The sequence below is a fragment of the Comamonas denitrificans genome (assembly GCF_042654745.1).
In the GTDB taxonomy this organism is placed as follows: domain Bacteria; phylum Pseudomonadota; class Gammaproteobacteria; order Burkholderiales; family Burkholderiaceae_C; genus Comamonas; species Comamonas denitrificans.
On sequence record NZ_JBHSEY010000032.1, the window covers coordinates 1 to 13,706 of the forward strand.

The 13,706-nt window shown below is 60.9% G+C and carries 10 protein-coding genes; 9 read left to right on the top strand and 1 reads right to left on the bottom strand.

Annotated elements, in window-relative coordinates; all coding sequences use genetic code 11:
• On the top strand, positions 1-918 hold a 918-nt coding region (locus tag ACFO24_RS07270; RefSeq protein ID WP_377737735.1), incomplete at its 5' end, for a patatin-like phospholipase family protein.
• Between the two features lie 23 nt (positions 919-941).
• Here the strand turns inward: ACFO24_RS07270 and ACFO24_RS07275 are convergent.
• Positions 942-1,739: an outer membrane protein assembly factor BamD gene (locus tag ACFO24_RS07275; RefSeq protein WP_377737736.1), complete on the bottom strand. Its 798-nt coding sequence runs from the start codon at positions 1,737-1,739 to the stop codon at positions 942-944.
• A gap of 147 nt (positions 1,740-1,886) precedes the next feature.
• Between ACFO24_RS07275 and dnaE the strand changes: the two genes are divergently transcribed.
• The 8 genes from dnaE (at position 1,887) to ACFO24_RS07315 (ending at position 13,399) form a co-directional block, all read left to right on the top strand.
• Positions 1,887-5,438: a DNA polymerase III subunit alpha gene (dnaE, locus tag ACFO24_RS07280; protein WP_377737737.1), complete on the top strand. Its 3,552-nt coding sequence runs from the start codon at positions 1,887-1,889 to the stop codon at positions 5,436-5,438.
• A gap of 110 nt (positions 5,439-5,548) precedes the next feature.
• Positions 5,549-5,911, top strand: a complete 363-nt coding sequence (gene clpS, locus ACFO24_RS07285; protein WP_207576050.1) for an ATP-dependent Clp protease adapter ClpS — start codon at positions 5,549-5,551, stop codon at positions 5,909-5,911.
• 83 nt (positions 5,912-5,994) lie between these two features.
• Complete coding sequence (clpA, locus tag ACFO24_RS07290) at positions 5,995-8,325, top strand: ATP-dependent Clp protease ATP-binding subunit ClpA (RefSeq protein WP_377737738.1); 2,331 nt, start codon at positions 5,995-5,997, stop codon at positions 8,323-8,325.
• A gap of 159 nt (positions 8,326-8,484) precedes the next feature.
• Complete coding sequence (locus ACFO24_RS07295) at positions 8,485-8,931, top strand: hypothetical protein (protein WP_377737739.1); 447 nt, start codon at positions 8,485-8,487, stop codon at positions 8,929-8,931.
• Between the two features lie 193 nt (positions 8,932-9,124).
• Positions 9,125-9,925, top strand: a complete 801-nt coding sequence (locus tag ACFO24_RS07300; RefSeq protein WP_377737741.1) for an alpha/beta fold hydrolase — start codon at positions 9,125-9,127, stop codon at positions 9,923-9,925.
• A gap of 31 nt (positions 9,926-9,956) precedes the next feature.
• A complete protein-coding gene (gene cls / locus ACFO24_RS07305; protein WP_377737742.1) occupies positions 9,957-11,444 on the top strand; it encodes a cardiolipin synthase in 1,488 nt (495 codons plus the stop codon).
• A 33-nt stretch (positions 11,445-11,477) separates the two neighbouring features.
• Positions 11,478-12,929 (top strand): exodeoxyribonuclease I, encoded by a 1,452-nt coding sequence (sbcB, locus tag ACFO24_RS07310; RefSeq protein WP_377737743.1) that lies wholly within the window; start codon positions 11,478-11,480, stop codon positions 12,927-12,929.
• A gap of 65 nt (positions 12,930-12,994) precedes the next feature.
• Positions 12,995-13,399, top strand: a complete 405-nt coding sequence (locus tag ACFO24_RS07315; protein WP_207576045.1) for a hypothetical protein — start codon at positions 12,995-12,997, stop codon at positions 13,397-13,399.
• The last annotated feature ends 307 nt before the right edge of the window (positions 13,400-13,706 follow it).

Consider the following 13,706-nt stretch of genomic DNA (forward strand, 5'->3'; position numbering starts at 1 on the left):
TGCTCGCTCAAATCCGCGCCGCGATGCCCCGCTGCGCACGCCGTTGGCTACATGCGTGAAATATCCGGGTTAGGGGTTTTAAAAGCTTTGCAAGAAGCGGGGGTGCGGCCCGATATTGTGTGTGGCTCCTCAGTTGGCGCACTGATTGCCGCGGTGTACGCCGCCAAAGAAATTGATCGCTTTACCGATTGGATTTTGGCGCTGGACCGGCGCAAGATTTTTCAGTTTATGGACTTTCGCTGGTCGGGCGGCATCCTCAAAGGCGATCGGTTGATGAAGTCCATGCAGCACTATTTTGGCCGCACCACCATCGAAGAGTGCCAGCTGCCGTTTGCCGCCGTCAGCACCGATCTGTACACCGGGGCTGAAGTCTGGCTGCGCCGTGGCCCCTTGGTCGATGCTGTGCGGGCCTCCATCGCGCTACCGGGCTTGTTTACGCCGGTGGCCACGCAAGGGCGCTGGTTGGTGGATGGCGGGCTGGTCAATCCGGTGCCGGTCTCGGTGGCCCGTGCCCTGGGGGCCGATGTGGTGATTGCCGTGGATTTGAATGCCGATATCATGCGCCGCCGCCAGGCCTTGCCGGTGGTGGATGCGGAGGAAACCGCCGCCACGCCATCGTCGTGGCTGAGCCGTTGGCATCCGTTGCGCTTTGAGAAAACCGCAGAAGAAGAGTCGCTGCCCGCTGTGGCGGCCAGCACGGCGCAAATGCCATCGGTGCTGGATGTTGGGCTCAACAGCATCAACATCATGCAAATGCGCATTAGCCGCAGCCGTTTGGCAGGCGACCCGCCCGAGGTGCTGATCACCCCGCGCTTGGCCCATTTGGGCTTGCTGGATTTTCACCGTGCCGAAGAGGCCATCGCGGCTGGCCACCATGCCGCATTGCTGCAACTGCCGGAATTGGCCAATTTTTATTAAAAACAGCCCCTAAGGCCTGAGGCTTACCAAAGTTTCCACCAGGGATTTTGGCTTTTCAGCAGCGGTGAGTCTTTGCTGGTTCCGGGGAAGTTGGTCTCCAGCACGCGCTGGGTATCGTCACGCAGGTCGTGCATGCCCAGTTGGTCGTAGGACTTGACCAAAATTTTCAACGCCTCTTGGCTGGCCGGCACCCCTTGGTATTCCGACAAAGCCGTTTGTGCCCGGGCAATGGCCGCTACATAGGCACCACGCTGGTAGTAGTAGCGGGCCACGTGGACTTCGTACTGCGCCAGCGAGTTGATGATGTAGGTCATGCGCTGCAGGGCATCGGGTGCGTAGCGCGAGTCGGGAAAGCGCTGGGTCAGCTCGTAGAAAGATTCGTACGATTCTTTGGCCGCTTTTTGGTCACGCTCTGACAGATCTTGGCGCGACAGCCAAGCAAACAGGCCCAGGTTGTCGTTGAAGTTGGTAATGCCCTTGAGGTACAGCGCGTAGTCGTACGCCGGGCTGCTGGGGTGCAGCTTCATGAAGCGATCCAGCGTGGCCACAGCCTGGGCTTTTTCGCCCGATTTGTACTGGGCGTAGGCTTTTTCCAGCTGGGCCTGCTGGGCCAAAGGGGTTCCGGCGGCGCGGCCCTCGAGTTTTTCGAACAGGGGCACGGCTTGTTCGTAACCACCGCTCTGGGCTTCATCGCGTGCTTCGGTGTAGATGCGCTCGGGTGTCCAGTTGGCGGTTTTATCCTCTTCGACGGTAGAACAGCCAGCCAACAAGCCGGCCAGGGCCAAAGTGGTCACAAGAGCAGGGCGTGCAAAACGCAGCATGGGTGCAGCTTTCAAATCAATCGAAAAAATGCCTGCCCTGTTAATCTGCGCTGGTCAGAGGGCGCGGCCAAGCGGCTTGCATTGTAGCGGCCTATCTGAGCCCTCCTGAGCAGAGATTGCAGGGCCATTCTCTACAATGGCGCCCCTATGTTTGTTCACCTGCGCCTGCACACTGAGTTTTCCGTCGTGGACGGAACCTGCCGTATCGATGATGTTTTAAAAGCTGCCCAGGCCGATGGGCAGCCCGCCTTGGCCATCACCGATTTGAATAATCTCTTTGGCGGCTTGAAGTTCTATAAAAGCGCCCGCAGCAAAGGGGTCAAACCCGTGCTGGGGGCCGAGTTGGTGATGCAGCCCCAGGGCGATGAGGGCGAAAGCCGCTTGCTGGTGCTGGTGCAAAACCACCAAGGGTATTTGAACCTGTCCGAAATCTTGGCCCGTGCCTGGACACAGCCGCTGGGCAAAACCCAAACCCAGGCCCAGGTTGCCTGGGCGTGGTTGCAAGAGCTGCACGCGGGCCTGATCGTGCTGTCGGGTGCCCATACCGGCCTGGTGGGCCAGGCCTTGCTGCGCGGGGACGCGGCCACGGCCAGCCGCCATGCGCTGGCGTTGGCTGAAATGTTTCCGCACCGCTTTTATTTGGAGCTGCAACGCGCTGGCCGTGCCGAAGACGAGGCGCTGGTCGCCCAAACGGTAGAGCTGGCCGCGCGGCTGCAATTGCCGGTGGTGGCCACCCAGCCGATTCAGTTTTTGCGGCCGGACGATTTTCAAGCCCACGAAGCGCGGGTGTGCATTGCCGAGGGCGAGGTGCTGGCCAATGCCAAGCGCCCGCGCCGCTTTACCCAGGAGCAGTATTTTAAAAATTCGCTACAAATGCAGGAGCTGTTTGCGGATATTCCTTCTGCATTAGAGAACACTTTAGAGATTGCACGCCGGTGTAGCTTGGGCCTAACGCTAGGAAAAAACTTTCTGCCCGATTTTCCGGTGCCGCCCGGGATGACCCCGGAGGAGTTTTTTCGCCAAGAGTCGCTCAACGGCCTGGAAGAGCGCCTGGCCCAGCTCTACCCCGATCCGGCCCAGCGGGATGCCCAACGGCCCAAGTATTTGGAGCGGCTGGAGTTTGAGCTGGGCATTATTTTGAAAATGGGCTTTCCGGGCTACTTTTTGATCGTGGCCGACTTTATCAACTGGGCCAAGAACAACGGCTGCCCGGTGGGCCCAGGGCGCGGTTCAGGGGCGGGGTCGCTGGTGGCGTATGTGCTGAAGATTACCGACCTGGATCCGATTCACTACAACTTGCTGTTCGAGCGCTTTTTGAACCCCGAGCGCGTCTCCATGCCCGACTTTGACGTGGATTTTTGCCAGGCCAACCGCGATCGGGTGATTGAGTACGTCAAAGAGCGCTATGGCCGCAATGCCGTCAGCCAGATTGCCACCTTTGGCACCATGGCCGCGCGGGCGGTGATTCGCGATGTGGGGCGGGTGATGGACATGAGCTATGGCTTTTGCGATGGCATCTCCAAGCTCATTCCGAATAAACCGGGCCTGCACGTCACGCTGCGCTACCCGCCCAATCCGCCCAAAGAGGGCGACAAATACACCTATGCCCTGCAAGCCGAGCCGATATTGGCCGAGCGCCTGGAGAAAGAAGAGGACGTTAAAAACCTGATCGAAATGGCGCAAAAGCTCGAGGGCATGACGCGCAACATTGGCATGCACGCCGGTGGCGTGGTGATTGCGCCGGGCAAGCTGACCGATTTTTGCCCGCTGTACCAGCAGCCGGGCAGCGACTCGGCGGTGTCCATGTTTGATAAGGACGATGTGGAGCAGATCGGCCTGGTGAAGTTTGACTTTTTGGGCCTGGCCACGCTGACCATTTTGGAAATTGCCCGCGAATTCATCCAAAAACGCCACAAGGGACAGGAAAACTTCAAGTTTGAAGACATTCCCCTGGACGACTGGCCCACCTACAAGCTGTTCCAGGAGGGCAAGACCGAGGCCGTCTTCCAGTTTGAATCGCGCGGTATGCAGGGCATGCTCAAAGAGGCCAAGCCCAGCCGCCTGGAAGACCTGATTGCCCTGAACGCTTTGTACCGCCCAGGGCCAATGGACCTGATCCCCTCCTTCGTGGCCCGCAAGCACGGTACCGAGGTGATTGAGTACCCGCACCCATTGGTCGAAAAAGTGCTGGCCGAGACCTACGGCATCATGGTTTACCAAGAGCAGGTGATGCAAACTGCGCAGGTGCTGGGCGGCTACAGCCTGGGCGGGGCCGACTTGCTGCGCCGCGCCATGGGCAAGAAAAAACCCGAAGAGATGGCCCAGCACCGCCTGCTGTTTCGCGAAGGGGCGGGCAAGCAGGGCATCCCCCCCGAGAAGGCCGATGAGGTGTTTGACCTCATGGAAAAGTTTGCTGGCTACGGGTTTAACAAATCGCACGCGGCGGCGTATTCGCTGCTGGCCTATCACACGGCGTGGATCAAGGTGCATTACACGGCCGAGTTCTTCTGCGGCAACATGACCGTGGAGATGGACAACACCGACAAGCTCAAAGTCCTGCACGAAGATGCTTTGAAAATGGGCCTGACGTTTGAGCCGCCGGATGTGAATCGGGGCGGCTACCGCTTTGAGCCGGTGACGGACAAAGTCATTCGCTACGGCCTGGGCGCCATCAAGGGCTCGGGGCAAGCGGCCATTGAAGCCATCATTGCCGCCCGCAATGGCCAAGGCCCTGGCCCCCAAGGCCATGTGCAAGGGCCGTTTAAAAGCCTATGGGACTTTTGCACCCGGGTGGACCGCGCCAAGCTCAACAAGCGCACCCTGGAAGCTTTGATCAAAGCCGGTGCTTTTGACAGCATTGAGCGCAACCGCGCTGCGTTGATGGCCGCCACAGATGCCGCTTTTGAATTTGCCAACGCCCAATGGGCCAACGCCCACCAAGGGGGGCTGTTTGACATGATGGGTGACGATGCCCAAGGGGCCAGCAGCCAAGCGCCTGAGTTGCCCCAGACGCTTCCCTGGGGGATCAAAGAGCGTTTGATGCAAGAGAAAACGGCCGTGGGCTTTTACCTCTCCGGCCATTTGTTTGATGAGGTGGAAAGCGAAGTGCGGCAATTTATCCGCACCCCCCTGGCCGATTTGGCCGATAGCCGCGAGCCGCAACTGCTGGCTGGCATCGTCAGTGACCTGCGGGTGATCAACGGCCAGCGCGGCAAGCTGTGCTTGTTCAAGCTGGACGATAAAAGCGCCACGCTAGAGGCCTCGGTGGATGAGGCCACCTTGGCCGCGGCCAAAGATGTGCTCAAGGACGACGAGTTTGTGGTGCTGCAAGGCAAGGTGCAGCACGACCACTTCAGCGGTGGACTGCGCATCAAGGCCACCCAGGTCTGGAGCCTGGCCGATGCCCGCAGCCGCCTGGCCCGCTACTGGCAAGTGCAGGCACCTGCGCACATAGAACTGGCCCCGGCCATTGCCCGCTTGCTGCAAACCTACCCCGCCCCGCTTGAAGTAGGCCAAGATGGCTCCACCTTGGCCCGAGGGCTGCGCCTGCGCATAGTGGTGCAGTGCCAAGGGGCCGATGGCCAGGCCGAAGTGGAGCTGGACTTTGGCCCCGAGCACGTTTTTTATCCCAGCGATGCCGCCTTGGCCGATTGGCGCAGCGTGGTGGGCAGCAGCGCTTGCCACGTGGTGTGGCGTTAAAAGCGCCCGTATTTTCTTTTTTCCCCGTTTTTTTACTGGTTAAACCTAGGTTTTTATCCTCTTAATGCTGGCCTTACCCTGAAGGCGGCTGGCTAGAATGAATTTTCAATATGGCAACCCGTAACCCCCCCTACACGCCGAAGAAGCCGGAGTTTTTTCCTCCCAAGGAGGAGGGCAGCGACTCCGTCGTGTTGGAGCGCCAAACGCTTCAAGTGCAGCCGCCGCCGATGTTTCAAGTGGTTTTGCTCAATGACGATTTCACGCCCATGGAGTTTGTCATTGACGTGTTGCAAGAGCTGTTTGGCAAAGACCGAGAGGAGGCAACCCGCATCATGCTGAAAATTCACCTCGACGGCCGTGGCATCTGTGGCGTGTACTCGCGCGACGTTGCCAATACCAAGGTCGAACAAGTGCTCATGGCCGCCCAACATGCAGGTCATCCGCTGCAAGCGGTGAGCGAACCGGTTGAATGAAACTTCACCGCCCTTATATGCGTCTTAACCATTAAGTCTTTCAAGGCATTGATACCATCCGCAAGCGCAAAGGAGTAAGCAAAATGATTGCACAAGAACTGGAAGTAAGCTTGCACATGGCCTTCGTAGAAGCCAGACAGCAACGCCACGAATTTATTACCGTCGAGCACCTGCTGCTGGCGCTCTTGGACAACCCCAGCGCCTCCGAAGTGCTGCGGGCCTGCGCCGCCAATCTGGACGATTTGCGCGCTTCGCTGACCAATTTCATCAAAGACAACACCCCGCAAATTAGCGGCACCGAGGAGGTTGATACCCAACCCACCTTGGGCTTTCAGCGGGTGATTCAACGCGCCATCATGCACGTGCAGTCCACCGGCAACGGCAAGAAGGAAGTTACTGGCGCGAATGTGCTGGTGGCCATTTTTGGCGAGAAAGACTCGCACGCCGTGTACTACCTGCACCAGCAGGGCGTAACGCGGCTGGACGTGGTGAACTTTATTGCCCATGGCATCCGCAAAACCGACCAAAACGAACCGGCCAAAGCCGACAACCCGGCCGAGAGCGAGGAGGGCGGCAACGAGCGCAGCGAAAAAGCCTCGCCGCTGGAGCAGTACACGCTGAATCTGAACCAAGCCGCCCGCGAGGGCAAGATCGACCCGCTCATTGGCCGCGATTACGAGGTGGAGCGCACCATCCAAATCCTGTGCCGCCGCCGCAAAAACAACCCGCTGCTGGTCGGTGAGGCTGGCGTGGGCAAAACGGCGATTGCCGAGGGCCTGGCCTGGCGCATCACCGAAGGCAAAGTGCCCGAAGTGCTGGAAGAGGCCACGGTCTATTCGCTGGACATGGGCGCGCTGCTGGCCGGGACCAAGTACCGGGGCGATTTTGAGCAGCGCTTAAAAGGCGTGATCAAAACCCTCAAGGACAAACCCAACGCGATTTTGTTCATCGACGAAATCCACACCCTGATCGGGGCCGGTGCGGCCTCGGGCGGCACGCTGGACGCCAGCAACCTGCTCAAACCGGCACTGTCCAGCGGCCAGCTCAAGTGCATTGGTGCCACCACCTTCACCGAGTACCGGGGCATTTTTGAAAAAGACTCCGCCTTGTCGCGGCGCTTTCAAAAAGTCGATGTGGTCGAGCCCAGCGTGCCTGAAACCGTGGAAATTCTCAAAGGCCTGAAAACCCGCTTTGAAGAGCACCACGGCATTGCCTACGCTACCGAGGCGCTGCAGGCCGCGGCCGAGCTGTCGGCCAAATACATCAACGACCGCCAGCTGCCCGACAAGGCGATTGATGTGATTGACGAAGCCGGTGCCGCCCAGCGCATCCGCACGCTTGAAGAGCGCAAAGCCTGCATCGAGCGCGTGGACATCGAAAACATCGTCGCCAAAATTGCCCGCATTCCCCCGGCCAACGTCTCGCAGGACGATCGCAGCAAGCTGCAAACGCTGGAGCGCGACCTGAAAAGCGTGGTGTTCGGCCAAGACAAGGCGCTGGAAGTACTGGCCAGTGCCGTGAAAATGGCCCGCTCGGGCCTGGGCAAGCCGGAAAAGCCGATTGGCAGCTTTTTGTTCAGCGGCCCCACCGGCGTGGGCAAGACCGAGGCAGCCAAACAGCTGGCCTATATCCTGGGCGTGGACTTGGTGCGCTTTGATATGTCGGAATACATGGAGCGCCACGCCGTCAGCCGCCTGATTGGTGCGCCCCCCGGCTATGTGGGCTACGACCAAGGCGGCCTGCTGACCGAGGCCATCACCAAAAAGCCGCATTGCGTGCTGCTGCTGGACGAAATCGAAAAAGCCCACCCGGACATTTTCAACGTGCTGCTGCAGGTGATGGACCACGGCACGCTGACCGACAACAACGGGCGCAAGGCGGATTTTCGCAACGTCATCATCATCATGACCACCAACGCGGGGGCCGAGGCGATGAACAAGGCCGTGATTGGCTTTACCACCCAGCGCCAGGCAGGTGACGAGATGGCCGACATCAAGCGCCTGTTCACACCCGAGTTCCGCAACCGGCTGGATGCCACGGTCAGCTTCAAGCCGCTGGATGAGCAGATCATTCTGCGCGTGGTCGATAAATTCCTGCTGCAACTGGAGCAGCAGCTGGCCGAGAAAAAGGTGGAAGTCACCTTTACCGACACCCTGCGCAAGCACCTGGCGGCCAAGGGCTTTGACCCCCTGATGGGCGCACGGCCCATGCAGCGCCTGATTCAGGACACCATCCGCAAGGCGCTGGCCGATGAGCTGCTTTTTGGCGGCTTGGTGCGCGGTGGGCGCTTGACGGTGGATTGGGATGCTGCCGCCAAAGACGGTGCGGGCGATGTGCTGCTGGACATCCAAAGCGCCGATGAAACCAGCCCTGAGGGGCAAACCCCTTCGCCTGCGGCCACTGCCACGGATTAAGCCTTGGGGCCTTGTGATAAAAGCCGGTTCTCAGGAACCGGCTTTTTTTCTGCATGCTATCAATCAAGGAGCTGGTTTCGTAGGTATATAAACAGTTTTAAAGATAAATAATCTTTAAAGCCTTATTTATCAAGCGGTACAAGCTATTCATTACTCACAATGTCCCAATTTTTTCAAGACCAGCACGAACGCATCGAAGCCCTGCTGAACGCCCATTTGCTCGACATCGTGGGCGGCGACTTCATCCAGGCCAAAGAAGTTTTCACCCAATGGCGCACAGCCTTGGACGAACACATTCGCATCGAAAACCAAGAACTCTTGCCCCATGTGCCCGAAGGGGCCCGCTGGGCGGCCAAGGTGTATTTGCTGGAGCACGAGCGCATCGCTTTGTTGGCCGATGAATATGCGCAGCGCCTGCAGCTGGTGCTGGATAAACCCCCGGTGGATGCCCTGGCCCAGCGCCGCGCCAGCCTGTATTTGCTGGATGCCATCCACGCCCTGCGCCATGTGATTGAGCACCACCACGAGCGTGAGCACACCGCCTTGGCCAGCGAATTGCCGTTGGAATTGCAAGCGCGGGTGTGGGCGCAGGTGCCGTTGGCTTAAGAACGTGTTCACGATCTCCTCATGGGTGTGCGGGCGCGGCTTCGGGCGGTCTGCGTCGTTGCAAATCCTCGCAATAGCCAAGCTATTGCTGTGGTTTGCGCCTCGCAACCCATCCCGAACCGCATCCCCCACACCTTCATTCGAGATCATGAACACGTTCTAAACAACCAAAAACAATAGAAGGAGACGGACTGTGCAAACGCAATCGTTCATGGTGGATGTGCCGGGAGGGCAGGTTTTTGTGCAACGCTGGCAGCCCGCGTCGGCCACCAGCGGCGCGGCCTGCCCGATCGTGCTGCTGCACGAATCGCTGGGGTCGGTGGGGCAGTGGCATGACTTTCCTGCCCGGCTGGCCCAGGCCACCGGGCGCGAGGTGCTGGCCTACGACCGCCTGGGCTTTGGCCAATCCAGCCCGCGCAGCGATGCGCCCAGCCTGCAGTTCATCGCGCACGAGGCGCAGCAGCACTTTCCGGCCCTGGTGGCCGCGCTGGGGCTTGAGCGCTACGCCCTGCTGGGCCACAGCGTGGGGGCGGTGATGGCGCTGCACATTGCGGCGGCGCATCCGGCGCAATGCCAGGCGGTGCTGTCCCTGTCGGCGCAGGCCTATGTGCAGCCGCAGACGCTGGAGGGCATCCGTGCGGCGCAGCGGTTTTTTGCCGATCCCCAGCAGTGGGCCCGCCTGCAAAAGTGGCATGGCCCGCGCCTGGACTGGGTGTTTCGCGCCTGGACGGATGTGTGGCTGCACCCGGATTTTGCCGACTGGTCGCTCGACCCCGTCTTGCCGCAGGTGCCGTGCCCGGTGCTGGCCATCCACGGCCAGCACGATGAGTACGGCAGCCCGCAGTTTGCCCAGCGCATTGCCGCCGGGGTGGCCCATGGGCAGGTGCTGCTGCTGGACTGTGCGCACCACCCACACCGCCAGCAGGTGGCGCAGGTGCTGGCAGCAGCGCAGGATTTTCTGCACGATCTGACCGTGGCGGGTGCCCCGGTATGACCTGCGGGCAGCCGCTTACTGTTTGCACCTGATGGCTTCTTTACCAGCACTTTGGCACCTTGGGCAGCAGTGGCTGGCCCATGGCCACCTGGCCCTGGCGCTGTCGATCATCTGGTCGCTCTACCTGGTGCTGGTGGGGGCCTGGATTTTGCTGCAACGCCGGGCACCAGTGGCGACGATTGGCTGGCTGCTGTCTATGGCGGTGCTGCCGGTGGTGGGGCTGCTGGTGTATTTTGTTTTTGGCCCCCGGCGCTTTCGCCGCCAGCGGTTAAAGCGCTTGCGCAGCCGGCGCAAAGCACGCATGCGCCGCCAAAGTCTGGCGCATTTGCGCGACCGCGCAGCCCAAGCGCCTGCGCGGCTGCAGCAATTGGTGCGCCTGGTCAGCAATGCCACGCAGCTGCCCCTGTCCACCGCCCAAGAGGTGCAGCTGCTCGTTGGCGGGGCGCGCACCTTTGATGCCATCGTGCACGCCATTGGCCAGGCCCAGCACCATGTGCATTTGGAGTACTACATTTTTGAGCCCGATACCACCGGCCAGCGTGTGCTGCAGGCCCTGACCGAGCGGGCCCAGGCCGGCGTGCAGGTGCGCTTGCTGGTCGATGCCCTGGGCTCCAAACGCCTGGGCCGTCGGCATTACCAGGCGCTGCTGGATGCAGGGGCCGAGGTGGCGCTGTTTCATCCCCCCAAACTGGGGCGGCGGCTGCGCCCGGTGATCAACTTTCGCACCCACCGCAAAATTGTGGTGATTGACGGCACCCTGGGCTTTACTGGCGGCGTGAACATCACCGATACCGAGGACAAACGCCTGCAGGCCGATCCCTGTCACGCCTACCACGACATCCACCTGCGCCTGCAAGGCCCCGTGGTCAGCTGGCTGCAGCATGTGTTTTTAGAAGACTGGGCCTATGCGCTGGATTACCGCCACCCGGCCATGCCGCAGGACTTTGCCGCCCTGTTGCCCCCGCAGGACGATGGGCCCGCCCTGGCGCAAATCATGGCCTCGGGCCCCGATAGCCCGCTGGAGGCCATTCACCGCGTGTTTGTCGATGCTTGCTACGCCGCACACCAGCGCCTGTGGCTGGCCACGCCGTACTTTGTGCCGACCGAGGCGGCCCTGCTTGCTCTTACCAGTGCAGCGCTGCGCGGTGTAGATGTAAGGGTTTTAGTGCCTGAGCGCAGTGATTCCCTTTTAGTCACGTGCGCTGCACGCTCTTATTTTGATGAATTGCTGGAGTGTGGCGTGAAGGTGTACCTCTACCAAAAGCGCATGCTGCACGCCAAAACCATGGTGGTCGATGACATGCTGGGCATGGTGGGCACCGCCAATTTCGATACGCGCAGCTTTCGTTTGAATTACGAAGTCTGCGCCCTGGTCTATACCCCCGTGTTTGCCCAGCAGCTGGCCGACCAATTCAGCCGCGACCTGGCCCAGGCCGAGCGCATCTTTGAACACCGCCCGCAACCCTTGCCCCAGCGGCTGGGCGATGCGGTGGCGCGGCTCTTTTCGCCCTTGTTGTAACCCCCTTTTTTCAAATCAAAACCAAGCCCAACCATGCCTGAAACCACTTTCTTGTGGCACGACTACGAAACCTTCGGTGCCAATCCACGCCGTGATCGCCCCGCGCAATTTGCCGCCATCCGCACCGATCTGCAGCTGCGCCAAATTGGCGAACCGCTGGTGCTGTTTTGCAAACCCGCGCCCGACTATTTGCCCAGCCCCGAAGCCTGTTTAATCACCGGCCTCACCCCCCAGCAGTGCCTGGCCCAGGGCGTGAGCGAAGACAGCTTTGCCCGCCAGATCGAGGCGGCCTTCAGCCAGCCGGGCACCATCGGCGTGGGCTACAACACCATCCGCTTTGACGATGAAGTCACCCGCCACCTGTTTTGGCGCAACCTGATCGACCCCTACGCCCGCGAATGGCAAAACGGCTGTGGCCGTTGGGACATTTTGGATGTCGTGCGCATGGTCTATGCCCTGCGCCCACAAGGCATTCAGTGGCCCAAAAAAGAAGACGGCAGCGCCTCGTTCAAACTGGAAGACCTGGCCCGCACCAACGGCCTGTGGCACGAAAAAGCCCACGATGCCTTAAGCGATGTGCAGGCCACCATCGCCCTGGCCCGCTTGATTCAGGAAAAGCAGCCCAAGCTGTTTGACTTTGCCTTGAGCCTGCACAAAAAAGACGGTGTTTTAAAAGAGCTGGGCCTGCCTGCTACCGCCACCCATGCCCGCCCGTTTTTGCACGTCAGCGGCATGATTGCGGCCGAGCGCGGCTGCATCACCCTGATGTGGCCGCTGGCCCAGCACCCGGTGAACAAAAACGAAATCATCGCCTGGGACTTGCGCGCCGACCCCAGCGAACTGCGCAGCCTGGATGCCGACACCCTGCGCCAGCGCCTGTTCACCCGCAGCAGCGAACTGCCCGAAGGGGTGACGCGCCTGCCGATGAAGACCATCCACATCAACAAATCGCCCATGGTGGTGCGCAACCTCAAAACCCTCACCCCCGAGATGGCGCAGCGCTGGGGCCTGGATGTGGATGCCTGCCTGCAGCACGCCCTGATCGCCCGCGACCTGCCCGACATGAGCGCCCTGTGGCAGCAGGTGTATGCCACGGCCCCAGCCACGGCCGCCACCCCCGTGCTGCCCGAGGAAAACCTGTACGGCGGCTTTGTCGGGGCGCAAGACCGCCGCCGCCTGAACCAGCTGCGCGAACTGCTGCCGCAAGAGCTGGCCGTGGACAACACCGGTTTTGACGATCCGCGCCTGCCCGAGCTGGTCTTTCGCTGGCGCGCGCGCAACTGGCCCGAAACCCTGCGCCCCGAAGAGCAAACCCGCTGGCGCGAACACTGCGCCCAGGTGCTGCTGCACGGCCAGGGCGGGGGCCGCACGGCGCAGCAGTTGTCAGAAGAAATCGACACCCTCTCGGAAACCGTGGACGAGGCGGGCGAAGAAATCTTGGGTGCCCTGTACGACTGGCTGGAGATGGTGATGCCGCAGGAGTAGGCACCCGCCCCCCATCGGCTCGGCCATAATCGCCGGTTTCTGTAAAAAACCATCTTTTGCCCCGCATGCGTTTGCCCTCCCTGCGTTTCAGCCCTTCAGCCCATGGCGGCTGGCGTGCGCGTGCGCTGGTCTGCTGGCTGGCGCTGCTGGTGGTGCTTGGCCCCATGCTGGGGCGGATGCACAGTGTGCTGCACTTGCCGCCGGTGGTGGCACTGGCCCAGCCCACGGCGGGGCAGGCCGGGCCGCAGCCCACGGGCACGCTGGCTGGGCTGTTTCAGCACCATGCGGTGCTCGATTGCTGGGAGTTCGAGCAGCTGGGCCACGATGGCCATGACCTGCCCCTGTTCGTTTGGCATGGGGCCGAGCCGTTTCCGGCCGCCACCCCGGCATGGCATGCGCACGCCGTGCCAGCAGCCGCACCGCTGCGGCGGTTCCAGGCCCGTGCGCCGCCTGCGCAGCACTGGGCCTAAGAACGTGTTCACGATCTCCTCATGGGTGTGCGAGCGCGGCTTCGGGCGGTCTGCGTCGTTGCAAATCCTCGCAATAGCCAAGCTATTGCTGTGGTTTGCGCCTCGCAACCCATCCCGAACCGCGTCCCCCACACCTTCATTCGAGATCATGAACACGTTCTAAGCGCCGGTGCGCACGGCCCATATTTCCCGCTTACTTCTCCTGAAAACATAGCTGTCACCGCTTGCCAGTATTGGGCTAGCCCGGATATTTCACCGTAGTAGAGCCACAAACGAGTACGGCATTGCCCTTGTGTGCCCGAAAATC